Annotated in this window: 22 protein-coding genes; all 22 read left to right on the top strand. The window is 57.3% G+C overall.

The window, feature by feature from the left end; genetic code table 11:
- Positions 1-20: 20 nt before the first annotated feature.
- The gene (locus tag ACZOF8_RS00410; protein ID WP_022487532.1) at positions 21-1,007 is read left to right on the top strand and encodes a Rossmann-fold NAD(P)-binding domain-containing protein; all 987 of its coding nucleotides are present in this window, start codon (positions 21-23) and stop codon (positions 1,005-1,007) included.
- 27 nt (positions 1,008-1,034) lie between these two features.
- Positions 1,035-2,120: a flavodoxin family protein gene (locus ACZOF8_RS00405; RefSeq protein ID WP_022487531.1), complete on the top strand. Its 1,086-nt coding sequence runs from the start codon at positions 1,035-1,037 to the stop codon at positions 2,118-2,120.
- Positions 2,121-2,244: 124 nt separating this feature from the next.
- A complete protein-coding gene (locus ACZOF8_RS00400; protein WP_308664103.1) occupies positions 2,245-3,657 on the top strand; it encodes an anion permease in 1,413 nt (470 codons plus the stop codon).
- A gap of 75 nt (positions 3,658-3,732) precedes the next feature.
- Entirely contained in the window at positions 3,733-5,193 is a 1,461-nt protein-coding gene (locus ACZOF8_RS00395; protein ID WP_022487529.1) for a nicotinate phosphoribosyltransferase, read from the top strand.
- A 20-nt stretch (positions 5,194-5,213) separates the two neighbouring features.
- Positions 5,214-6,365, top strand: coding sequence for a radical SAM family heme chaperone HemW (gene hemW / locus ACZOF8_RS00390; protein ID WP_487426432.1), 1,152 nt, complete (start codon positions 5,214-5,216; stop codon positions 6,363-6,365).
- Positions 6,366-6,456: 91 nt separating this feature from the next.
- Complete coding sequence (gene hrcA, locus ACZOF8_RS00385; RefSeq protein WP_012938084.1) at positions 6,457-7,497, top strand: heat-inducible transcriptional repressor HrcA; 1,041 nt, start codon at positions 6,457-6,459, stop codon at positions 7,495-7,497.
- Positions 7,498-7,507: 10 nt separating this feature from the next.
- On the top strand, positions 7,508-8,125 hold the full coding sequence (grpE, locus tag ACZOF8_RS00380) for a nucleotide exchange factor GrpE (RefSeq protein WP_022487527.1): 618 nt from the start codon (positions 7,508-7,510) through the stop codon (positions 8,123-8,125).
- A 52-nt stretch (positions 8,126-8,177) separates the two neighbouring features.
- Complete coding sequence (dnaK, locus tag ACZOF8_RS00375; protein ID WP_487426429.1) at positions 8,178-10,043, top strand: molecular chaperone DnaK; 1,866 nt, start codon at positions 8,178-8,180, stop codon at positions 10,041-10,043.
- 22 nt (positions 10,044-10,065) lie between these two features.
- On the top strand, positions 10,066-11,238 hold the full coding sequence (gene dnaJ / locus ACZOF8_RS00370) for a molecular chaperone DnaJ (RefSeq protein WP_303226321.1): 1,173 nt from the start codon (positions 10,066-10,068) through the stop codon (positions 11,236-11,238).
- Positions 11,239-11,345: 107 nt separating this feature from the next.
- The gene (locus ACZOF8_RS00365) at positions 11,346-11,816 is read left to right on the top strand and encodes a hypothetical protein (RefSeq protein ID WP_288311625.1); all 471 of its coding nucleotides are present in this window, start codon (positions 11,346-11,348) and stop codon (positions 11,814-11,816) included.
- Between the two features lie 478 nt (positions 11,817-12,294).
- Positions 12,295-13,236 carry a 50S ribosomal protein L11 methyltransferase gene (prmA, locus tag ACZOF8_RS00360; protein ID WP_481143617.1) on the top strand — a complete coding sequence of 314 codons (942 nt, stop codon included), beginning with the start codon at positions 12,295-12,297 and terminating at the stop codon, positions 13,234-13,236.
- Position 13,237: 1 nt separating this feature from the next.
- Entirely contained in the window at positions 13,238-13,972 is a 735-nt protein-coding gene (locus ACZOF8_RS00355) for a 16S rRNA (uracil(1498)-N(3))-methyltransferase (RefSeq protein WP_487426427.1), read from the top strand.
- Positions 13,973-13,984: 12 nt separating this feature from the next.
- The gene (mtaB, locus tag ACZOF8_RS00350; RefSeq protein ID WP_487426425.1) at positions 13,985-15,298 is read left to right on the top strand and encodes a tRNA (N(6)-L-threonylcarbamoyladenosine(37)-C(2))-methylthiotransferase MtaB; all 1,314 of its coding nucleotides are present in this window, start codon (positions 13,985-13,987) and stop codon (positions 15,296-15,298) included.
- 27 nt (positions 15,299-15,325) lie between these two features.
- The gene (locus ACZOF8_RS00345; RefSeq protein ID WP_022487445.1) at positions 15,326-15,661 is read left to right on the top strand and encodes a histidine triad nucleotide-binding protein; all 336 of its coding nucleotides are present in this window, start codon (positions 15,326-15,328) and stop codon (positions 15,659-15,661) included.
- 107 nt (positions 15,662-15,768) lie between these two features.
- Complete coding sequence (gene rpsU, locus ACZOF8_RS00340) at positions 15,769-15,945, top strand: 30S ribosomal protein S21 (protein WP_012938095.1); 177 nt, start codon at positions 15,769-15,771, stop codon at positions 15,943-15,945.
- A gap of 36 nt (positions 15,946-15,981) precedes the next feature.
- Positions 15,982-16,431 carry a GatB/YqeY domain-containing protein gene (locus tag ACZOF8_RS00335; RefSeq protein ID WP_022487444.1) on the top strand — a complete coding sequence of 150 codons (450 nt, stop codon included), beginning with the start codon at positions 15,982-15,984 and terminating at the stop codon, positions 16,429-16,431.
- An 87-nt stretch (positions 16,432-16,518) separates the two neighbouring features.
- Positions 16,519-17,703: a pyridoxal phosphate-dependent aminotransferase gene (locus ACZOF8_RS00330; protein ID WP_487426422.1), complete on the top strand. Its 1,185-nt coding sequence runs from the start codon at positions 16,519-16,521 to the stop codon at positions 17,701-17,703.
- Positions 17,704-17,859: 156 nt separating this feature from the next.
- Entirely contained in the window at positions 17,860-18,729 is an 870-nt protein-coding gene (locus ACZOF8_RS00325) for a M48 family metalloprotease (RefSeq protein WP_022487442.1), read from the top strand.
- A 393-nt stretch (positions 18,730-19,122) separates the two neighbouring features.
- Positions 19,123-19,602, top strand: coding sequence for a CarD family transcriptional regulator (locus ACZOF8_RS00320; protein ID WP_012938099.1), 480 nt, complete (start codon positions 19,123-19,125; stop codon positions 19,600-19,602).
- 198 nt (positions 19,603-19,800) lie between these two features.
- Complete coding sequence (locus ACZOF8_RS00315) at positions 19,801-20,910, top strand: PIN/TRAM domain-containing protein (RefSeq protein WP_487426419.1); 1,110 nt, start codon at positions 19,801-19,803, stop codon at positions 20,908-20,910.
- Between the two features lie 16 nt (positions 20,911-20,926).
- Positions 20,927-22,114, top strand: a complete 1,188-nt coding sequence (ispD, locus tag ACZOF8_RS00310) for a 2-C-methyl-D-erythritol 4-phosphate cytidylyltransferase (RefSeq protein ID WP_022487006.1) — start codon at positions 20,927-20,929, stop codon at positions 22,112-22,114.
- Between the two features lie 23 nt (positions 22,115-22,137).
- A complete protein-coding gene (gltX, locus tag ACZOF8_RS00305; RefSeq protein ID WP_308664094.1) occupies positions 22,138-23,610 on the top strand; it encodes a glutamate--tRNA ligase in 1,473 nt (490 codons plus the stop codon).
- Position 23,611: the final 1 nt, after the last annotated feature.

The following is a 23,611-nucleotide window of genomic DNA, read 5'->3' as shown; positions in this document are numbered from 1 at the left end:
TGGTGAAAGGAGTGCTGCAAATGGAAAACAACTGGCTTCACATCAGCGATCTGCCCAAAGAGGCGGGAATCACCCAGCCCCTGTCCCTGCTGGGGCGTCCGGCTCTCAGGGAAAAGAACCGGGTCCACATCCTGGCCCTGGGGGACGTGGGACGGACCATGCTCATCGGGCTCCGGCTCCTGGGGTCCGACAAGATCGCCTCCATAGGCCTCTGCGACCTGAACGAAAAGAACCTCCAGCGGCTGGAAATCGAAATCAATCAGATCCGGTATCCTTTCCCGGAAGGGGACCAGGTGCTGCCGGCCGTGGATATCGTCACTGAAGACAGGCTCTTTGACTGCGACGTGTTCATTTTCTGCGCCACCAAAGGGACTCCTCCCATCGGGGCCAAAGGGGATATGCGGATGATCCAGCTGGCGGCCAACAGCGAACTGGTCCGGCACTTCGGGGACCTGGCCCGGAAGGCAGGGTACCAGGGCCTGGCCTGCATCGTTTCCGACCCGGTGGACAACCTGTGCCGGGCCTTCCTGGAAAGTTCCGGCCTGGCGCCCTGGCAGGTCCAGGGATACGGGTTGGGAGTCATGAACGCCCGGGCCTGTTACTATGCGGAAAAAGATCCCCGGCTCACCCATTATCTGAAAGAAGGACGGGCCTTTGGTCCTCACGGCCAGGATCTGGTGATCGCCGACAGCCTGGAACACTACAATGATGAGCTTTCCCGGGAACTGACCCGGAAAACCGTCACCTGCAACCTGGCAGTCCGGGAACTGGGGTACAAGCCCTACATTGCTCCGGCCCTGTCCAGTGCGGCCATTTCCATCCTGCTGACCCTCCGGGGTGCCTGGCACTACGGATCCCTGTACCTGGGGGACGGGAAAGAGGGGGCCTTCCTGGGCATGAAGAACCGGCTGACGGAACAGGGATTTGAATATGAAGACGCGGCTCTGTGCCCGGAACTGTACGCCCGGATCCGCCACGCCTATCTGAATCTGTGCCGGATGAAATAACCGGCGGGGAAACAGGAAGGGATTTCTATGTTCTATGTGATCAAAATGGGATGGCACGAAGAGGAAACCACCTGCCGGGTGGACGGGGCCCTGAAAAGGGCTCTGGCAGGCCATCCCCATGTGGTTGTGGACCGGCTGTCGGATTTTGCCAGGATGTTTCCGGAAACCGGCCCACGGGAACCCGGTCCGCACAAGCTGCTCTTTGCGGTGAACCTGGGAGTGGGAGGCATGAGCCTGGGATTTGCCCGGATCATCGCCTACATTTCCCTCCATCCCCGCTGCCTGGAAAACTGCACCGGCAGCGTGGTGGTGGACGGGGAGGACGAACTGTTCACCAAAAAGGCCGGAAGGGAAATGATCTTCATGGCCAACCGGTCCGGCTGCGCCTTTCCCGGGGCGCCCCTGGTGGAAGCCACCGGGTCCCTGTACAACTTCAATATCCGGGCCAGGATCCAGGGCATCGGCAACCAGGAGGCCTACGAAAACGCCGTGGCCCAGCTGGTGGACAAGCTCCTGGTCTTTGACGGGGTTCCGGCGCCGGAAGGGGGACGGCACAAAATCGCTCTGTTCCACGCCAGCAGCCGGAAGACCTCCAATACCCTGCTGCTCTGGAGCCTTGTCCGGAAGCAGCTGGAACCAGCGGCCCAGATCCGGGAAGTGAGCCTCCGGAACGGCACCGTGGTGGACTGCCGGGGCTGCAGCTACGAAGCCTGTCTCCATTTCGGGGAGCAGGGGGACTGTTTCTACGGAGGGGTCATGGTGGAAGAAGGGTACCCGGCCATCCGGGAAAGCGACACCCTGGTCTTTGCCTGTCCCAATTACAACGATGCAGTAAGCGCCAACATCATGGCCTTCTTCAACCGGATGACCGCCCTGTTCCGGACGGACTACCGGGAATTTGCCAAAAAGCGGATCTTCGCCCTGGTGGTCAGCGGCTACAGCGGGGGAGACATTGTGGCGGAACAGGTGATCGACGCCCTGAACTGCAACAAGCACTTCATCCTGCCTCCGCATTTTGCCCTGATGGAAACCGCCAATGACCCGGGGAGCATCCTGCAGAACCAGGGGCTGGAGCAAAGAGTGAAGGAGATGGCCCGGCGGATTGCAGGGTAGAGAGTTTCCCTCTTTTTAAAACAATTTAAATGATGTACAATAAGAAGCTGTAACCGGCTGTTGCGGAACGGCTTCTTTTTGTCTATCTGGCAACGGCCCCTATCCAAGAAAGAAGGCTGACAATGTGACCCTGTTCAAAAAATGGCAACAACTGATTTTCTGCGGGTTCCTGGGCGCCCTGTCCTTCCTGGTGCCTCCTCCGGGAGACCTGGCCCCGGCCGGCTGGCATGTGTTCGGCGTCTTTGCCGCCACCATTGTGGGGCTGATCCTGAAACCTCTGCCCATGGGCGTCATGGCTCTTTTGGGCATGGTGAGCCTTTGTCTCACCCGGGCCCTTACCCTGAAAGAAGCTCTCAGTGGATTCAGCATCCCTACCATCTGGCTGGTGGTAGTGGCCTTCTTTATTTCCCGGGGCATCGTAAAGACCGGGCTGGGGGAACGGATTGCCTATCTGTTTGTGGAACGGTTCGGCAAAAAGCCCCTGTTCCTGGCCTATTCCCTGGTGGCCAGCGACCTGGTGATTGCCCCGGCCATGCCCAGCAACACCGCCCGGGCCGGAGGCATCCTGGCTCCCATTGTCCAGTCCCTGAACGTGACCTTTGGTTCCGACCCCAAAGAAGGGACCCAGAACAAACTGGGGAATTTCCTGGTGCCGGTGGTGTTCCAGTGCGACGTGGTGATTTCCGCCGTGTTCCTTACCTCCATGGCCGCCAACCCCATGGCCGTCAGTTTCGCCAGCGATCTGTTGGGGGTGAACATGACCTGGGGCGGCTGGCTGGCGGCTTCCTGTGTGCCGGCAGTGATTTCCCTGGTGCTGTTCCCGCTGGTGATCTATAAAATGAACCCGCCGGAACTGAAGGAGACTCCGGAGGCTCCGGCTCTGGCCCGGCAGAAGCTGGATGCCATGGGTCCCCTGAAACGGGAAGAAAAAGCCATGGCCGTGATCTTTCTTCTGCTCATCGGTCTCTGGGCCGGGGGCCGGTACATCGGTCTCAGTGAAACTCTCACCGCCCTTTTTGGCCTGTGCCTGCTGCTGTTAGCCAACGTGCTTACCTGGGATGACATCAAAAGTGAAAAAGCCGCCTGGGATACTCTGGTCTGGTTCGCCATCCTGGTGATGATGGCCGGATTTTTGAACACCAAAGGGATGATCCCCTGGTTCAGCAAAGAAATGAGCGCCCTGGTGGCCGGGGACAACGGACTGGTGGCCATGGCCATCCTGGCAGTGGTGTACTTTTATTCCCATTACCTGTTCGCCAGCAGCACCGCCCATGTAAGCGCCATGTACGCCGCCTTCCTCAGCGTCATGGCCAGCGCCGGGGCACCGTCCACCATGGCCGCCTATGTGCTGGCCTGGTTCAGCAGCCTGTTCGGATGTCTCACCCATTACGGCTCCGGCCCGGCTCCCATCTTTTTTGGCGCCGGATATGTGACCCAGAACCGGTGGTGGCAGATCGGCTTCGTCCTGAGCCTGCTGTCCATCCTGATCTGGGGCGGCATCGGCTGTCTGTGGGGGAAGGTCCTGGGAATGTGGTAAAAATTTAATTTTCCGAAAACGGCCAAACTGTGGTACAATGGGTAACAAATACTGTACCTGGAAAGGCGGAGACCCATGAAACAATTTGATGCAAGAAATCTGTCCATGATGTTTGACCTCTATGAAATGACCATGGCCAACGGGTATTTTGAAGACAAGAAACGGGACAGGGACGACTACGTGTCCTTTGATGTATTTTATCGGAACAATCCGGACGGAGGCGGTTTCGCCATTTTTGCCGGTCTGGAACAGGTGCTGGATTACCTGGAAAACATGCACTTTTCCACCGAAGACATTTCCTATCTCCGAAGCCTCCATGTATTCAGCGAACCCTTCCTCCAGTGGCTGGAAACCTACCAGTTCCGGGGAAATGTATATGCCATGCCCGAAGGCAGTGTGATTTATCCTGATGAACCCCTGCTGACGGTGTACGCTCCTCTGGTGGATGCCCAGCTGGTGGAAACCGCTATCCTGTGCGAGATTAACCACCAGTCCCTGATCGCCACCAAGGCCCAGCGGATCGTGAAAGCCGCCCAGGGCCGGGGGGTGTCCGACTTTGGCGCCCGCCGGGCCCACAACATGGACGCCGCCGTATACGGGGCCCGGGCCGCCTATATCGGCGGAGCTGACAGCACGGCCACCGTCCTGGCCGGCCAGATGTTCAACATCCCGGTAAGCGGCACCATGGCCCACAGCTGGGTCATGTACTACGACGACGAATACACCGCTTTCAAGCGGTTCGCGGAAATCTACCCGGACAACGCCATCCTGCTGGTGGATACCTACGATGTACTGGATTCCGGGGTGCCCAACGCCATCCGGGTGGCCAAGGAAGTACTGGAACCCATGGGCAAACGGCTGAAAGGGATCCGGATCGACTCCGGGGACCTGGCCTACCTGTCCAAAAAGGCCCGGAAGATGCTGGACGATGCCGGGCTCACCGATGCCATCATCGTCATGAGCAACTCCCTGGATGAATACACCATCAGCTCCATCCTGGAACAGGGCGGCTGTGTGGATTCCTTCGGGGTGGGGGAACGGCTGATTACCGCCAAGAGCGACCCGGTCTTCGGGGCCGTGTACAAGCTGGTGGCTGTACACAAGGACAAAGCCATCATCCCCAAGATCAAGATCTCCGAAACCTTTGAAAAGATCACCAACCCGGGCCGGAAACGGGCCTGGAGAGTGTATGACAAAACCGGTCATGCCATTGCGGATCTCCTGACCCTCCATGACGAAGATCCCCGGGAAAGTGCCGAATTCCCCTTTGTGGATACCCAGCGGCCCTGGAAGAAGATGGCCTTCAAAGACTGTACCTTCCGGGAACTCCAGGAACTGGTGCTGGAAAAAGGCAAGCGCCTCCACCCGTCCCCGTCCCTGGAAGAAATCCGCCGGTACGTGCGGAAGCAGCTGGACCACGAAATCTGGCCCGAAGAACAGCGCTTCAGCAACCCCCACATGCATTTCCTGGACATGAGTCCCCGGTACTACGCCATGAAGATGGCCCTGCTGGAAGATGTGAAGAAGGGGAAATAAGACGGTCAAAGGAGAATACCATGTCCCATCCCTGGGAATCGTACCAGGCGGTTTATGTGCACATCCCTTTTTGTGTCCATAAATGTGCCTACTGTGATTTTGCTTCGTATCAGATTTACAATGACCATATCATGAACGACTGCGCCCGGCGTCTGGTGGAGGAAATCTCCGCCTGTACGCCGGCTTTGCCGGTTTCGCCCAGGGCTACGGTGTATTTCGGCGGGGGCACCCCCAGTGTGCTGCCTTTGGATGATCTGGCTGCCATTGTTTCCGCCCTGAAGGAACGGGGCTTCTGGCAGCAGCCGGCGGAAGCCACCCTGGAGGCCAATCCGGGGACGGTGGACCTGGAACGGCTCCGGTTTTACCGGTTTTTGGGGTTCGACCGGCTGAGCCTGGGAATCCAGTCCTTCCAGCAGTCTGAACTGGTGTCCATGGGCCGGATCCATACGGCGGAGCAGGCGGAAGAAGCCATTGCCCTGGCCCGGCAGGCCGGGTTCCGGCGGATCAGCGGGGATTTGATCTACGGTTACCCTGGCCAGACAGTGGAATCTGTCCGGGATTCCCTGGAACGGCTGCTGCAAACCGGGGTGGACCATGTGTCCGTCTACGGTCTTACGGTGGAAGAGGGGACCCTTCTGGCCAAACAGATCCGGGAAGGGCAGCTGGCCCTGCCTTCGGAAGAGGAAACCGGTACCATGTACGACCTGCTCATGGAAGAACTGCCCAAAGCCGGGTACCAAAGGTACGAAATCTCCAATTTTGCCCGGCCCGGCCAGGAATCCCGGCACAACCAGGTGTACTGGCACTACGATCCCTATCTGGCCTTCGGCCCTGCTGCCTGCGGGTTCGACGGAAAGAAACGGGAGACCAATCCCTGGAATCTGATGGCCTATCTCCGGGGAGAAGCCCCGGAACAGGAAGAACTGACTCCCACGGAACGGCGGGAAGAGCTGGTGTTCATGAACCTGCGCACCGCCAAGGGACTGTCCCTGGAAGAATTCCGACTGCGGACGGGAGAAGATTTCTTCCATATATATAAAGAAGGGTTCGCCCATTGCCAGAACCGGGGCTGGATCACCCGGGAAGGGGACCGTATCCGCCTTACGGAACAGGGGATGCGGTACGGAAATCTGGCCTTTGAAGAATTTTTGCAAAAAGGCAAATATTTTTAGGGAAAGTATTGACAATTTGACTAAAGAGGTGTATCTTTACACTTAGATGTTAGCACTCCAATTATTAGAGTGCTAACAATCCAGAAGAGAGATGATTACAGTGCTGAGTGACCGCAAGAAAAAAATTCTTCAACTGATCATTGAAGACTATATCGAAACGGCGGAGCCTGTAGGATCTCGCAGCATCGCCAGGAAGTACAATCTGGGGATCAGCCCGGCAACCATCCGGAACGAAATGTCCGACCTGGAACTGCTGGGTTATCTGGAGCAGCCCCATACTTCGGCGGGCCGTGTCCCGTCGGCGGCTGCCTATCGGTACTATGTGGATTCCATTGCCAAACCCGATGCCCTGGCGCCCAACGATGTGGCGCTGATCAACAGCTGGTTCCGGGAACGGGTCCACAGCATCGACGATATCTTCCAGTCCACCGCCAAGATCCTGTCACGGATGAGCAAGAACGTGTCCGTGGTGCTGGCCAACAAGGACAGCGAAAGCGTATTTTCCTATCTTCGCTTCCTGCCCCTGAACGAGCACCAGGCCATCCTGTGCATTGTGGCCAACGACGGGCGGATGGACAACAGTGTGATCCAGATCCCGGCGGGCATGAGCCGCCTGGAAATGGACACCCTGGCCCAGAGAGTCACCAACAAGCTCCATGGGATGAAGCTGAACGATATCACAGACCAGATCCTGAAAGACGTCCGGGATGCCCTGGCTGGGGACAAAGCCCTGTATGCTTCTCTGATCCAGGTGGTCAGACAGATGCGGAGCGGCCAGTCGGAGAACAAGATGTACCTGGGCGGCACCAAACAGCTGCTCAGCCAGCCGGAATTCAAGGATCCGGAACGGATCCGGGAGCTGCTGAGCGTGCTGGAGGAAGAGCAGATGCTGAAAGACATGCTGATGGCCGACAAGGACTCCGGTCTCAAGGTAACCATCGGCAGCGAGAACAAATTTTCCGGCATCCAGGACTGCAGCATGATCCAGGCCACCTACCGTCTCAACGGACAGGTGGTGGGGACCCTGGCGGTCCTGGGACCGACCCGTATGGAATACCGGAAGGTGATTTCCGTCATGGATTACCTTCACAACTACCTGCGGGTGGTCATGAATAAAATGGATGAAAAGTAGGGGAGGACCAATGGAAAAGGACCAGCAGAAGAACCCGGAAACCGTGAAGGCAGAGGGTGCGGAAGCGGCCCAGGCCCAGACTGCGGCGGAAGAAACCGCAGAACAGGCCAAGGCAGCGGAAGCAGCCCAGGCTGACACCAAAGATGAAAAAGCAGCAGAACCCGATCCCAGGGACGAAAAGATCGCCCAACAGGAACAGCAGATCGCTGACCTGCAGAACCGGCTCCTGCGGCTCCAGGCAGATTTTGACAACTTCCGGAAACGGAACAACGAAGAACGGGAACGTCTGGGCCGGTATGTAACCGGACAGGTGGCCCGGGAATTTTTGAAGGTGCTGGACAATTTCGAACGGGCGGAAGCCAGTCTGGAAACCAGCAAAGACGGAGCGGCCATCCAAAAAGGCATGGAAATGATCCACAAGCAGTTTGAAAAGGCACTCCAGACCCTGCACATCGAAGAGATCCCGGCGGAAGGCAAGCCTTTCGACCCTCAGATCCATGAAGCCGTGATGCAGGGCAGCAACCCGGATCTGCCGGATGAAAGCATCGACCTGGTCCTGGAAAAGGGCTACAAGATCGGTGACGACGTAATCCGTCATTCCAAGGTGCGGGTTGTCCGCAACGATTGAAAACAACGTTTTGAACGATTGATAATTCCAGAGTGTACAGGAGGAATTCATTATGTCTAAGATTATTGGTATTGACTTAGGGACCACCAACTCCGTAGTCGCTGTGATGGAAGGCGGCGAACCTACGGTTATTACCACCCAGGAAGGCGGCCGGCTGACTCCTTCCGTGGTTGGCTTTACGAAAAACGGGGAAAGACTGGTAGGCCAGCTGGCCAAACGCCAGGCTGTATCCAACCCGGAACGGACTATCAGCTCCATCAAACGGCACATGGGCACCAAATACACGGTGACCATTGACGACAAGGATTATACTCCGGAACAGATTTCCGCCATGATCCTGGAAAAGATGAAGGGCGATGCAGAACGGTATCTGGGTGAAAAAGTCACCGAAGCCGTCATCACCGTACCGGCTTACTTCAACGACAGCCAGCGTCAAGCCACCAAGGATGCAGGCCGGATCGCCGGGCTGGATGTAAAACGGATCATCAACGAACCCACGGCTGCAGCTCTGGCTTACGGCATCGATAAATCCGACGACCACACCATCCTGGTTTACGACCTGGGCGGCGGCACCTTCGATGTGTCCATCCTGGAACTGGGCGACGGGGTGTTCGAAGTGAAATCCACCAACGGGGATACCCATCTGGGCGGCGATGACTTCGATAAACGGATCATGGACTGGATGTGCGATGAATTCAAGAAACAGAACGGCATCGATCTGACCGGGGACAAGATGGCCATGCAGCGGATCCGTGAAGCTGCTGAAAAAGCCAAGATCGAACTGTCCAACATGCTGACCACCAATATCAACCTGCCGTTCATTTCCGCAGGCCCCAACGGCCCTGTGCATATGGACATGGATCTGACCCGGGCCAAATTCGATGAAATGACCAGCGACCTGGTTGACCGGACCCTCGTGTGCGTCAACAAGGCCCTCAGCGATGCCAACATGACCCCGAAAGACATCAACAAGGTCCTGCTGGTAGGCGGCTCTTCCCGTATCCCTGCGGTGCAGGAAGCCATTAAACGGACCATGGGCCAGGAACCGGCTCACGGGGTGAACCCGGATGAATGTGTGGCCATGGGTGCTGCCATCCAGGCCGGCGTGCTGGCAGGGGATGTGAAAGACGTCCTGCTGCTGGATGTAACGCCTCTGTCCCTGGGTATCGAAACCATGGGCGGCGTAATGACCAAGATCATTGACCGGAACACCACCATTCCTACTTCCAAGAAACAGATTTTCTCCACGGCCACCGACAACCAGCCCTCTGTGGATATCCACGTACTCCAGGGCGAACGGGAAATGGCTGCGGACAACAAGACCCTGGGCCGTTTTGAACTGTCCGGCATTCCGGCAGCTCCCCGGGGAGTGCCTCAGATCGAAGTGGCCTTCGATATCGATGCCAACGGTATCGTAAACGTAAGCGCCAAGGATCTGGGTACCGGCAAGGAACAGAAGATCACCATTACCTCTTCCGGCAGCCTGAGCAAGGAAGAAGTGGACAAGATGGTGAAGGAAGCCCAGGCCAACGAAGCCGCCGACAAGAAGCGGAAGGAAGCCGTAGAAGCCAAGAACCAGGCAGATACCCTGATCTACCAGGCTGAAAAGACCGTGAAGGACATGAACGGCAAAGGCCATGACGACCTGATCAAGAAGGTCCAGGACGCCATCGCCGCCCTGAAAGAAACCATGAAAGGCGACGATACCGACAAGATCAAAGCCGATACCGAAGCCCTGCAGAAACCTCTGTATGAACTGAGCGCTGAACTGTACAAGCAGAACCAGGGCGCTGCCCAGGGTGCTGCCGGTGCCAATGCCAACACCAACGCCGGTGCAGGCGCCAACGGAGGGACCGAAAGCAAGAAAGCCGACGACGATGTAGTGGATGCGGAAGTCGTTGACGACGACAAGAAATAAGCTTTCCTAGAGGGAGATACGGATGGCAGAGAAGAGAGACTACTATGAAGTGCTGGGCGTTTCCAAAAACGCCACAGCCGATGAGCTGAAAAAGGCCTACCACAAACTGGCCCGGAAGTATCACCCCGACCTGAACAAAGACAATCCGGAAGCAGCGGACAAATTCAAAGAGGCCAACGAAGCCTACAGTGTCCTCAGCGACCCCCAGAAGAGAGCGGCCTATGACCAGTACGGCCATGCCGCTTTCCAGAACGGAGGAGGACCCGGCGCTGGTGCCGGCAACCCCTTCGGCGGCGGGTTCCAGGGCTTTGGAGGTTTCGGCGGCGGAGAAGGCATGGACGACATCTTCAACATGTTCTTTGGAGGTGCCGGACGGGGCGGTTCCGGCCGGCGGGCCGACAATGGCCCCCGGCAGGGGTCCGACCTGCGGATGGACCTGCAGATCACCTTTGAAGAGGCCGCTTTTGGCACGGAGAAGAAAATCCGCCTGAACCGGGAAGAGGAATGTGAAACCTGTCACGGTTCCGGGGCGGCTCCCGGCAGCACGCCGGAAACCTGTCCGGACTGCCATGGTACAGGGGAGATCCGGGTTACCCAGAATTCTCTCTTTGGCCAGGTGGTCAACGTCCGGACCTGTCCCAAATGTCATGGTACCGGGAAGATTGTCACCAATCCCTGCAAGGACTGCCATGGCACAGGCCGGGTGAAGAAGAAACGGATGCTGACGGTGAAGATCCCTGCCGGCGTGGACAATGGTTCCCGCCTGCGGGTGGCCGGCGAAGGGGAAGCCGGGCTCCGGGGCGGACGTCCCGGGGACCTGTACGTATACCTGTACGTGAAGCCCCACAAGTTCTTTGAACGGGACGGCACCACCGTAACCTGCGAAGTGCCCATCAACATCGTCCAGGCTACCCTGGGGGCGGAGATCGAGGTGCCCACCCTGTACGGCCAGGTGAAGGTGAAGATCCCGGAAGGGACCCAGCCCAACAAGATCCTGCGTCTCAAAGGGAAAGGGATCGTATCCCTGCGGTCGGGTCAGAAGGGCGACCAGATGGTCCGGATCAAAGTGGTGATCCCCACCGGGCTCAGCGAGGCCCAGAAAGAGGCCCTGCGGAAGTTCGGCGATGCCAGCGGAAGCACCATCAATCCGGAAGAAAAAAGTTTCCTGAACAAAATCAAAGATCTGTTCAAGTAAAGAAAAAATGGCTGCTGTACGTGTCAATACACGTACAGCAGCCATTTTTTTTCATGTATGGACTCTTCTCTGGAATGATAAACCAAATAAAAAACTTAATAAAGACTATGGATATACAAAATATCACGCCGGACAGACCCATCCCCATTCCGGAAGGGAAGGGGACGGTGGACGAACCTTCCATCCGGGAATTCAGAGGGGCGGAAGACCATGATAACGGCGGCCGGACCTGGTACCGGGAAAAGAAATCCATCCCCTTCTTTAAAGTGCTGGACGGTAAGGTGACCAACTACGGCACCTTCGACGTGGAAAGCATGCCGGAGAAGGTGGAAATCACTCCCAGCGGCATGCGGTTGCCGGAACCGGATCAAGAAATGACCCAGCACCGGGAATACACCACCACCCTGACCCTGCCGGGTGGGGAAGGGACCTACCGGCTGGTGTATAACGGAGTTTCCTTCAACATCCACGCTGTGGATGCAGCGGCCTGTCAGCGGTCAATGGTCAATGGTCAGCGGCCGAAGGAAAAAATTTGCAGGCAAATTTTTTTGAAGGAGGACGCAGCCGGAGGCTGCTAACCCACCACCATTGCGCAAGCGCAACGGTCCCCAGCTACGGCATAAGCGATCTCGCAATCCGCTGAAGCGGATGCTCCCTGCTTACGCCCTTGCAAAGGGCGGATAAAAACGCGGGGCGCAAGGCCCCTTGTTTTGAAACATAGAACCCGTACAGAAACTTTCTATTCTGATGTAAAAACGCAATGGGCGTCAGCCCGAGCGTATATCCGCCCTTTGCAAGGGCGGGGGTATCCATGCGCAGCATGGGTGGTGGGTTAGCAGCCCCATGGGCTGCGTTTCCCTTCAGAGGAACCCGCTGCAGCGGGTTCCTTCCACAACGATGAACGATGAACAATGCTCCGGAGAGGCGGCCCCGTGATCACCTACCTCCCTAATCACTTACCCACCTACCCACCTACCCACCTAACCACTTACCCACTTTTTCTCCCCCTCACAATATGGTATAATAATACGATATCTGTACAAAGGAGCGTTACATATGGAATCTTGGCTGCAAGTTAGCATAAAAGTTACCCATGAGGCTGTGGAAGCTGTGGCGGATCTGCTCCGGGAGGTGGGGGCCCGGAACGGGGTGGAAATCGAAGACCCTCTGCTGCTGAACCAGCTGCGGGAAAGTGCCACCTGGGAACTGTGTGATATTCCCCATCAGGAAAATACGGAAGTGGTCACTGTTTCCGCCTACTACCCGGAAAACGACCAGCTCCAGCAGAAACTGGACGCCATTGAACAGGGCCTCCAGGCCATCGAAGGCCGGATCGGGAAGTTCCGGTTCGGGCCCACCCTGTTCCGGCAGATCAGCGAAAAGGACTGGGCCAATACCTGGAAGCAGTATTTCCACACCACCAAGGTGGGGAAGAAAATCGTGATCAAACCGTCTTGGGAAACCTACGCCCCCCAGGGGGAGGAGAAGGTCATCGCCCTGGATCCGGGAATGGCCTTCGGCACCGGCACCCACGCCACCACCAGCATGTGCATCCAGCGGCTGGAAGAACTGGTGACTCCGGACTGTGAAGTCTTCGACGTGGGCACTGGCAGCGGCATTCTGGCCATGGCGGCGGCTCTTCTGGGGGCCAAGACCATCCATGCGGTGGACATCGACGAAAAGGCCGTGGAAGTGGCCAAAGAGAACATTGCCCAGAACGGCCTCAGCAGCCGGATCACCGTAAACCAGGGGAACCTGCTGGACGGCACCCCGGGTCAGGCGGATCTGATCATTGCCAACATCATTGCGGACATCATCATCCTGGTACTGCCGGAAGTGGCGGTGAAGCTGCGGCAGAACGGCCGGTTCCTGGCCAGCGGCATCATCGAGGAACGGCTGCCGGATGTGGAGAAAGCGGCCGGAGAAAACGGCTTCACCTTCCTGGATGTGAAACGGAAGGCGGGCTGGTGTGCCGTGACCATGGGAAAGGAAGGCTGACGTGTACCGGTTCTTTGTACCCCGGGATTTCGGGGAAACCATGTCCATCGACGGCCAGGACGCCCATCACATCACCCATGTGCTGCGGATGAAGCTGGGGGAACAGCTCCAGATCGTAAGCCTGGACCAGGTGGCGGCGGTGATGAAGATCACCGGCTTCGGGGAAAACCGGGTGGACCTGGCTCTGGTGGAAACCCTGGAAAAAAGCCACGAACCTTCGGTGAAAGTGACCCTGATCCAGGGGCTGCCCAAACAGGACAAAATGGAATGGGTGATCCAGAAGGCCATCGAACTGGGGGTCACGGAGATCCGCCCGGCCATCATGGACCATTCGGTGGTGAAGGTGGACCCGGCCAAGGCGGCCAAAAAGCAGGAACGGTGGCAGAAAATCGCCGAAGCGGCGGCCAAGCAGAGCAAACGGGACATCATTCCCCAGGTGGCCCTGCCGGCCAGGTTCCGGGACATTGTGACCCAGTGTCCGGCGGAACTGAAGATCGTGGCCTATGAAGTGGAAGACACCCGGGGCATCCGGGAGGTGCTGGCGGCCCATAAGGAAGCAGCCTCTATCGCCTTTTTGATCGGTCCGGAAGGGGGCATCTCCAAGGACGAATTCGCCCTGACCCAGGAACTGGGCTGGCATTCGGTAAGCCTGGGGCCCCGGATCATGCGGACGGAAACGGCGGCTCTGGCCACCCTTACGGCCATTATGTACGAAACAGGGAATTTGGGAGGATAAGAAAAACACAGCATGAAGAAAATCGCTTTTTATACACTGGGATGCAAGGTGAACCAGTCGGATACCGCTTCCATGGAGAAACTGTTCCGGGATGCGGGCTATGAGATCGTGGATTTCGAGGAGCCGGCGGACATCTGTCTCATCAACACCTGCGTGGTGACCAACATGGGCCAGAGCAAGAGCAGGAAAATCATCCACCGGGCGGCCCGGCGGGATCCCAAGCCTCTGATTGTGGTCACCGGCTGCTATCCCCAGACTTCTCCTGACGAAGTGGTTCACATCGACGGGGTGGACCTGATCATCGGGAACCAGGACCGGAGCAAGGTGGTGGAACTGGTCCGGGAACGGCTGGGAGAAAGCCCGGAAGAAGCCCCCATCAACGCGGTCCACGACCTGCCGGTGGGACGGGAATTCGAAGAACTGGATGCGGCAGTGGACGCCAGCCGGAACCGGGCCTTCCTGAAGATCCAGGAAGGGTGCGACCAGTACTGCGCCTACTGCATCATCCCCTACGCCCGGGGCCATCTCCGCTCCCGGTCCCTGGAAAACATCCGGGAAGAAGTGGCCAAGCTGACGGCGGAACAGTACAAGGAAATCGTCCTGATCGGCATCCATCTGGGCTGCTATGGGAAGGAAATCCCCGGGGGACCCCATCTGTCCGACGCGGTGAAGGCGGCTCTTTCTGCACAGCCCCAGGTGCCCCGGCTGCGGCTGGGGAGCCTGGAAAGCGTGGAAGTGGAAGACGCCCTGCTGGAACTGATGGCCCAAGAGCCCCGGCTGTGCGCCCATCTCCATCTGCCCCTCCAGGCAGGCTGCGACAGCACCCTGAAACGGATGCACCGGCCCTATGACACGGCCAAATTCGCCCAGCTGCTGGAGAAGATCCGGAGCCTGGTGCCCAATGTGGCCATTACCACCGACGTGATCGTGGGCTTCCCCGGCGAAACGGAAGAGGATTTCCAGGCCTCCCTGGATTTTATCCGCCAGTGCCGGTTCAGCAAGATCCACATCTTCCCCTATTCCCAGCGGAAGGGGACCCCGGCGGCGGTGATGCCGGACCAGATCTCCAACCAGGAAAAACAGGAACGGGTCCACCGGCTGGAAGAAGTGGACCGGGAAGGGAACCTGGCTTACCGGCAGGAACAGATCGGCCGGGAAAGCACCGTGCTCTGGGAGCGCCGGAACAAAAAGAACGGCCTGTGGGAAGGGCTCACTCCCGGGTATGTACGGGTGTATGCGGACAGCCCGGAAAACATGAAGGGAAAAATTTCTTCCGTTCGCCTGGAAAAGCTCTTTGAGGACGGGCTGAAGGGTGATATAATATAAGATATTCCATGAACAGGGGGTGAGACTGTGACTGACTGCGTATTCTGCAAAATCGTTTCCGGGGAGATCCCCAGCAAACGGGTTTACGAAGATGACCAGGTGATCGTAATCAACGATCTGAATCCCGGGGCGCCGGTCCATGTGCTGGTGATTCCCAAGGAACATACGGAGAATATCCTCACCGCATCCCCTGAGATCCTGGTCCATGTGAAGAAGGTACTGCCTGAGATCGTTAAGAAACTGGGCATTGCCGAAAAAGGCTTCCGGATTGTGGTGAACACCGGCGTGGAAGGGGGACAGACTGTCCCGCACCTCCATTTCCACATTCTGGGCGGCAAGGAACTGGGATGGCCTCCCTGCTGAGAAAAGGCAGATTTTCTGTTGACAGAGACTGCATTTTTACGGTATAATGGCTAGGTGTTAATGTTAAATTACACTTCCCGAAAGAGATCGTGGAGGGAGGGATATAGATGACTGAGATCAGAGTTGGCAAAACCGAATCTTTGGACAGCGCTCTGCGCCGTTTCAAACGGGCTACGCAGAAAGCGGGCGTCCTGTCCGAAGTAAGAAAACGCGAACACTATGAAAAACCCAGCGTAAGACGGAAAAAGAAGTCTGAAGCTGCTAGAAAACGCAAATCCAGATAATCTTCATTGACTTGATTTGATTTGGGGGCGTGGAAGATGTCTTTACGAGAGATTCTGCAAACCGATATGAAACAGGCCATGAAAGACCGGGAAAACGGCAAGCTTCGGCTGGCCGTTTTGCGTATGGTATGGGCTGCCATTCGGAACAAGGAAATTGACGAAAAGACAGAACTGAAGGATGACGCTGTACTGGCTGTCATCATGAAGGAAGTCAAACAGAGAGAAGATACCATCAAAGAGGTCAAGGACGCCAACCGTCCTGATGTGGTGGAGAAAAATCAGCAGGAAATCGAAGTGCTGAAGAAGTATCTGCCCCAGCAGCTGAGCGATGACGAACTGAAGGCCATTGTGGCGGAAGCCATTGAAAAGACCGGAGCCAAATCCATGAAGGATATGGGCAAGGTCATGGGCACCGTCATGGCACGGACCAAAGGCCAGGCAACCGGCCAGCGGGTGAATGCCATGGTAAAGGCTTTGTTGGGCTGAGAAGAGGAAAGGGACTGTTGCTTGCGCAACGGTCCCTTTTTTTATGCTATAATAATACCAACTCTACACAGAAACACAGGTGATCTTATGGTAAACGAGAAAATGTATGAACTGGGTTCGAAAAAATCCACCATTCGGACCATTTTTGAATACGGCCAGAAACGGGCCAAAGAAGTGGGAGCGGAGAACATCTGCGACTTCAGCCTGGGGAACCCCAATGTGCCGGCCCCTGACTACATCAAGGAAGCGGTCATCGACATCATGAACGAACTGCCGCCCCAGGCCATCCACAGCTACACCGTGGCCCCCGGGAAACCGGAAGTCCGGGAAACCCTGGCCCAGGACATCAACCGCCGGTTCGGCACCCATTTCACCGGGGCCAACCTGTTCATGGTAGGGGGCGCTGCTGCGGCCATTACCATCTGCTTCAAGGCCCTGGCGGAAGAGGGGGATGAATTCATCGCTTTTGCCCCGTTCTTCCCGGAATACCGGTGCTTTGTGGAATCCACCGGGGCCAGCCTGAAAGTGGTGCCCGCCCGGACGGAAGATTTCCAGATCGATTTCGCCGCCTTTGAAAAACTGGTGACGCCTCACACCAAAGGGGTCATCGTCAACTCTCCCAACAACCCCAGCGGTGTGGTGTATTCGGAAGAGACCATCAGGAACCTGGCAGCGGTGCTGGAAAAGAAGGAAAAGGAATACGGCCATCCCATTTTCATCATCGCCGACGAACCCTACCGGGAAATCGTCTACGGGGATATCCAGGTGCCTTACATCCCTCTGTACTACAAGAACACCCTGGTGTGCTATTCCTACAGCAAATCCTTCTCCCTGCCCGGGGAACGGATCGGCTATATTGTGGTGCCCGGTGAAGTGGCGGATTTTGCCAAAATGTTCGGAGCCATTGCCGGGGCAGCCCGGGTGGAATGCCATGTGAACGCCCCTTCCCTGTGGCAGCTGGTGGTGGCCCGGTGCGCCGGGAAGCCGTCCAATATCGCTCCCTATGAACGGAACGGACAGCTGCTGTATCAGGGCCTGAAAGAAGCCGGGTTCACAGTGCTGAAGCCCCAGGGGGCCTTCTACCTGTTCCCCAAATGCCTGGAAGAGGACGACTACGCCTTCTGCGAACGGGCCAAAAAGTACGACCTGCTCCTGGTGCCGGGTACGGATTTCGGCTGCCCGGGGTATTTCCGGGCCAGCTACTGCATCAGCTATGACACCATCAAAAAGTCCCTGCCCCTGTTCAAGAAGCTGGCGGAGGAATATAAATAAAATCGTTTACGCATAACGGACCGGTTTAAGGCGGGTTTCCCGGCGTGGAACCCCTACGGAGCCGATGAACGCAGTCAGGAGCCTGACGGCTTCCACGAACCCGTAGGGGCCGCATGCCGGGCGGCCCGCTTCTGTATGTGAAGAGGAGGGAGCACGGTGAGCGCCCTTTTGATGATCGTTTCTTTCTTTGTGAACTACCTGCTCCTGTCTTTGTGGAGCCCGTTTTTCCTGCTTCTGGCGGCTTTCTTCCTGCCGCCGGAGACCCTCCGGACCCTGGATGCCAGCCCCGGCTGGCAGCAGTGGCTGATGACGGTACTGATCCTGGTGCCGGGGCTTTTGATGCAGCTGCCCTTTTTTCAGCGGGTGATGATTTTCACCAGCGGGTGGAAATCCGCCCAGGGCCCTTACCGGCAGGTGCTGGAACAGGCTCTGGAGCCGGTGATCCGCCGGGGCGGACTGGAAGGGGAGACCTTCCATCTGTACGTGAATCCGGAAAAATCCTTCAACGCCTGTGCCCTGGGTGACAACAACATCATCGTCAATGAGCCCATGTTCCAGTATTTCACCGTGGAGGAGCTGTCCGGGATCCTGGCCCACGAAATGGGCCACCTGCAGAAGGGACACACCTGGAAACTGCTGCTGCTCTGGGGCATGTCCACGGCCAACCGGGCCTGTTTCCGGATTTACAGCCTGTTCCTGGCTCTTTTGACGGTGCTCCAGTTCATCCCTGTGCTGGGGTTCATCCTGGTGTTCTTCTGCATCGTGATGAACTTCATCCTCCGGCTGGGGAACTGGCTGCTGGGGTGGCCTCTCACCCTGTTCAACCGGTACTGTTCCCGGCAGGATGAATATGCCGCCGACGCCTACGCCTGTCAGCTGGGCCTGGGGCCGGAACTGTACAGCGGCCTGGCCAAGCTGGATACCATGTACCACAATCCCCAACTGGGATTCTTTGGAAGGATGCTCTCTGACCACCCGGCCACCGATGACCGGCTGGAGCGGATCCGGGAGGAGAGCGGGATGTGAGAGGCAGAAGGGGCGCATCTGGCTTCCTTCGGCCAGGTTCTTCTTATTGTGTATAACCGTAGGGGGCGCAGGCCTGGCGCCCCGCAAAATGCGCAGATAATCGATGATTTGGTGGGCTGCCCGGCGTGCAGCCCCTACGGTACCGATTTACACGTTCAAAAATTTGCCTGCAAATTTTTTTCATTCGGCTCGAGACTCGAGACCGAGCCGCTATGCGGCTCATAAGGCCGGGGTGTTGCACATAACGTGCAACACCCCCTTTTTCTCAAAAAACCGTTGACATCACCATAAGATAAGTGTTATAATCTAAAAATTTGACTTCTTGCAACATCCGTGCTACAATAAATACAGTTGTTGGTATTGTATCTACTCTGTACGTAAGGAGGTAGCAGAATGTTTACAGTGGGCGATAAAGTGCTGTACCCCATGCATGGGGCGGCTGTGATAAAGAATGTGGAGCAGAAACAGATTGACGGTCATCCGGTCAACTATTTTGTGCTGAAGATGCTGCTCAGCGATATGAAGGTGCTGATCCCGGAAGTCAATGTGGATAAAATCGGGCTCCGTCCCATTGTGAACAAGGCCATCCTTCCCAAGGTGGAAGACGTGCTGAAGGCCCGGCCGGAAAACAAGATGAAGCGGATCACCTGGAACCGCCGGTACAACATGTACGTGGATAAAATGAAGACCGGGGACATCTTCGAAGTGGCGGACGTGGTCCGGACCCTGGCAGTACAGGAAACGGAAAAGAAGCTGTCCGCCGGGGAACGCAGGCTCCTGACCACCGCCAAGCAGATCCTCCTCAGTGAGTTCATGCTGGTGGAAAGCGTGGATGAAGAAAAAAGTGAAAAATGGCTGGATCAGTTTGTGTGATTTTCTGGCTTGGAAATTTGCCTGCAAATTTCATCATGAGGCCATTGACCATTAACAATTGACCATTGACGGGAGGTGTGAAATAATTTTTCACACCTCCTTTTTTACACTTTATTCCAATTTCTGTTGCAATCTCTTTTCTTTATTTTCGTATTATTGTACAATAAACTTTGAAATGTTGCGCAAGGAGGTGAAACTATGGTTGAGAAAATCATCAAATTTGTCGTTATCCTGGTCTTTGCTGCCCTGGGGGTTTTCCTGATGGAAATCGCCACGCCTCTTCTCAGTGAATTCGTTTTTTCGGATTACCTGAAACTGGGGTTTCTGGGGGTGACGCCTCTGAACCTGATTCTGGGGGTGGTCGGGGCCCTGATCTTTGGGTACATCGGCAAGGCTGCCGCCACGCCCCTGATCCATTCCACCCTCCATTATTCGGAGATCCTGGCATCCTATCTGGCGGATCTGCCCACCGGGGACATTTTTGTCCTGTCCATCGGGGTGATCACCGGACTGGTGGTAGCCACCCTTTTGGGGACGGCCTTTTCCCGTCTGCCCATTGTGGGGCCGTACATCTCCCTGATCTTCAGCATCATGGGGGCCATCATCGGGGCCAAGGTGGCGTTGAACAAACGTGAGGATATCCTTTTATTCTTTAACCGAGTCTGGTTTGCCCGGAACAAGGACAATGCCCGGAAAGCCAGTGCCCGTAATGCTTCCCGCACTTATAAACTGTTGGATACCAGCGTTCTGATCGACGGCCGCATCCTGGATGTGATCCGGCTGGGGTTCCTGGAAGGGATCATCGTGATCCCCAAATTCGTCCTGGAAGAGCTCCAGAAGATCGCCGATTCCGGGGATACCCTGAAACGGAACCGGGGCCGGAGAGGGCTGGACATTGTCCGGGCCATCCAGGGGGACAAAAACGCGGTGGTGGAAATCGCCGACAAGGATTATGACGACATTACAGAAGTGGATACCAAGCTGGTCCGTCTGGCCAAAGAGCGGGGCGGCATGGTGGCCACCAATGACTTCAACCTGAGCAAGGTGGCGGAGATCCAGGGGGTCCGGGTGCTGAACATCAACGACCTGGCCAATGCCCTGAAGCAGTCCGTACTGCCGGGAGAAGAGCTCCAGATCTATCTGGCCAAGGAAGGCAAGGAACCGGGCCAGGCCATCGGCTACCTGGATGACGGTACCATGGTGGTGGTGGAAGGGGGCAAGCGCTGCGTGAACTTCACCGTGCCGGTGACGGTCACCTCCGTGCTCCAGACTTCTGCCGGACGGATGATCTTTGCCAAACTGAAATAAGATAAGGAATGATGGGATGGAAAAGGAATTGGTTTGCATCATTGCCGCCGCAGGTATGGGAAAACGGCTGGGTTTGGGGTATAATAAAAATTATGCCTCTGTCCGGGGAATCCCCATCCTGGTCCGGAACCTGCATCAGCTGAGCCAGGTGCCCGGCCTGACCCTGGCCCTGGTCACTGTGGCCAAAGGGGAAGAAACGGGAGCCCGGCAGCTGCTCCAGGAGTGGCAGGACCGGCAGTTCCCCGGCCTTGCCTGGCAGGTGGTCACCGGCGGGAAAGAGCGGCAGGATTCTGTGGCCCATGCCCTGGCGGCTCTGCCTGAGGATGCCTCCTGGGTGGCGGTCCACGACGGGGCCCGTCCCTTTGCCGGGCCGGAACTGTTCCAGCGGGTGTGGGACAAAGCCCGGGAAACCGGGGCGGCCATTGCTGCAGTGCCCTGCAAGGATACCATCAAAGTGGATGACTGCGCCGGTTCTGTGGACCACACCCTGGACCGGAGCCGTCTCTGGGCGGTCCAGACTCCTCAGATCTTCCGGCCGGAGCTGCTCCGGGAAGGATTCGCCCTGGCCCGGGAACGCCGGCTGGATGTGACCGACGATGCCAGCCTGGTGGAAGCCCTGGGCGGTCAGGTGGCCCTCATCATGGGGGACTATGACAACCGGAAGATCACTACGCCGGAAGACCTGGCCTGGGCTCAGGATCTGGCAGAACGCAGGGAGGGAAAGCCTATGGAATTCCGGATCGGATCCGGGTATGACGTGCACCGGCTGGTGGAAGGCCGGCCTCTGATCCTCTGCGGGGTCACTGTGCCCTGGGATAAAGGACTGGACGGCCATTCTGACGCGGATGTGGCTCTCCATGCCCTGATGGACGCCCTGCTGGGGGCGGCGGGCCTGGGAGACATCGGCCGGCTGTTCCCGGATACGGACGACGCCTATCTGGGGGCGGACAGCCGGAAACTGCTGGCGGCGGTGCTGGAGAAGCTCCGGGCAGCCGGCTGGCAGGTGAACAACGTGGATGTGACCATCATCGCCCAGCGTCCCAAGCTGGCTCCCTATGAGCCGGCCATGCTGGAGAATCTCATCGCGGACCTGGGGCTGCCCCGGGACGCGGTGAACGTAAAGGCCACCACCACGGAAAAACTGGGCTTTACAGGCCGTGGAGAAGGCATTGCTGCCGAAGCCGTGGCCAGTCTTACAAGATAAAAAACCTTTGGGAGGAAGATACAATGGAAAAGAAACTGAAAGTACGTTTTGCACCCAGCCCTACCGGGCCGTTCCACATCGGAGGCGCCCGGTCTGCGCTGTTCAACTGGCTGCTGGCCCGGAAGGAAAACGGGGTCATGCTGCTGCGGATCGAAGACACCGACCAGGACCGGTCCAAACCGGAATGGGAAGCCAACATCAAAGCGGCCCTGAAATGGCTGGGCATCGACTGGGATGAAGGGGTGGATGTGGGAGGCCCCAACGGCCCCTACCGGCAGATGGAACGGCTGGACATCTACAAGAAATACACCGACAAGCTGCTGGCAGAAGGCAAGGCTTATTACTGCTACTGCACCCCGGAAGAACTGGAAGCGGAACGGGAAGCCCTGACCGCCCAGGGGAAGACGCCCCGGTACATGGGAAAATGCCGGAACCTGACTCCGGAGCAGCGGGCCGCCTACGAAGCGGAAGGCCGGAAACCCACCATCCGGTTCCGGGTGCCGGAAGACCAGGATATTGTGGTCCACGATGAAGTCCGTGGGGATGTGCATTTCGATTCCAACGGCATCGGGGACTTTGTCATCGTGAAAAGCGACGGGATCCCCACCTACAACTACGCCGTGGTCATCGACGACGCCCTGATGGGGGTCAACTGTGTGATCCGGGCGGAAGAACATCTGTCCAACACGCCCCGGCAGCTGCTTCTGTACGATGCCCTGGGATTCGAAAAACCCACTTTCGGCCATATTTCCCTGATCCTGGGACCGGACCACAAGAAGATGAGCAAACGGCATGGGGCCACCTCCGTGGACCAGTACCGGCAGATGGGCTACCTGCCTGACGCCATTGTGAACTTCCTGGCTCTCCTGGGCTGGGCTCCCAATTCCGACCAGGAAATCTTCTCCCGGGAAGAACTGATCCAGCAGTTCTCTCTGGACCATGTGGCCAAGAATCCGGCTGTGTTCGACATCAAGAAACTGAACTGGCTGAACGCCCACTACATGCGCCAGCTGTCCGACGAAGACTATGTGGCTTTTGCCGTACCCTTCATGAAGGAAGCAGGGTACATGACCGGGGAAGAAACCGGGGACAAGCTGGAATGGCTGAAGAAAGTCATCCTGACCGCCCGGGACCAGGCGGAATTCGGGAAGGAAATCCCGGAAAAAGTGGCCTTGTACTTCACTGATGAATTCGATTTTGAAACCCCTGAAGCAGAAGCCGTACTGAAGGAAGAAACGGTGCCCCAGGTAATGGGCCTGTTCCTGGACAAACTGGCGGCTGCAGAAAATCTGGACCATGCCAGCACCAAGGCCCTGTTCAAAGCCGTCCAGAAGGAAACCAAACTGGGGGGCAAGAAAGTGTTCATGCCCGTACGGGTGGCCCTCACCGGGAACCAGCACGGACCGGAACTGGCGGAAATGATTCCCCTCCTGGGCAAAGACCGTGCGGCCGCCCGGATCCGGGGCAGCCTGGCCAAAGCCGGCGTGAACCTGTAAG

The organism is Acidaminococcus sp., assembly GCF_057597765.1.
Note: the sequence above shows the minus strand (reverse complement) of the source record. Positions and strands in the feature narration are given on the sequence as shown.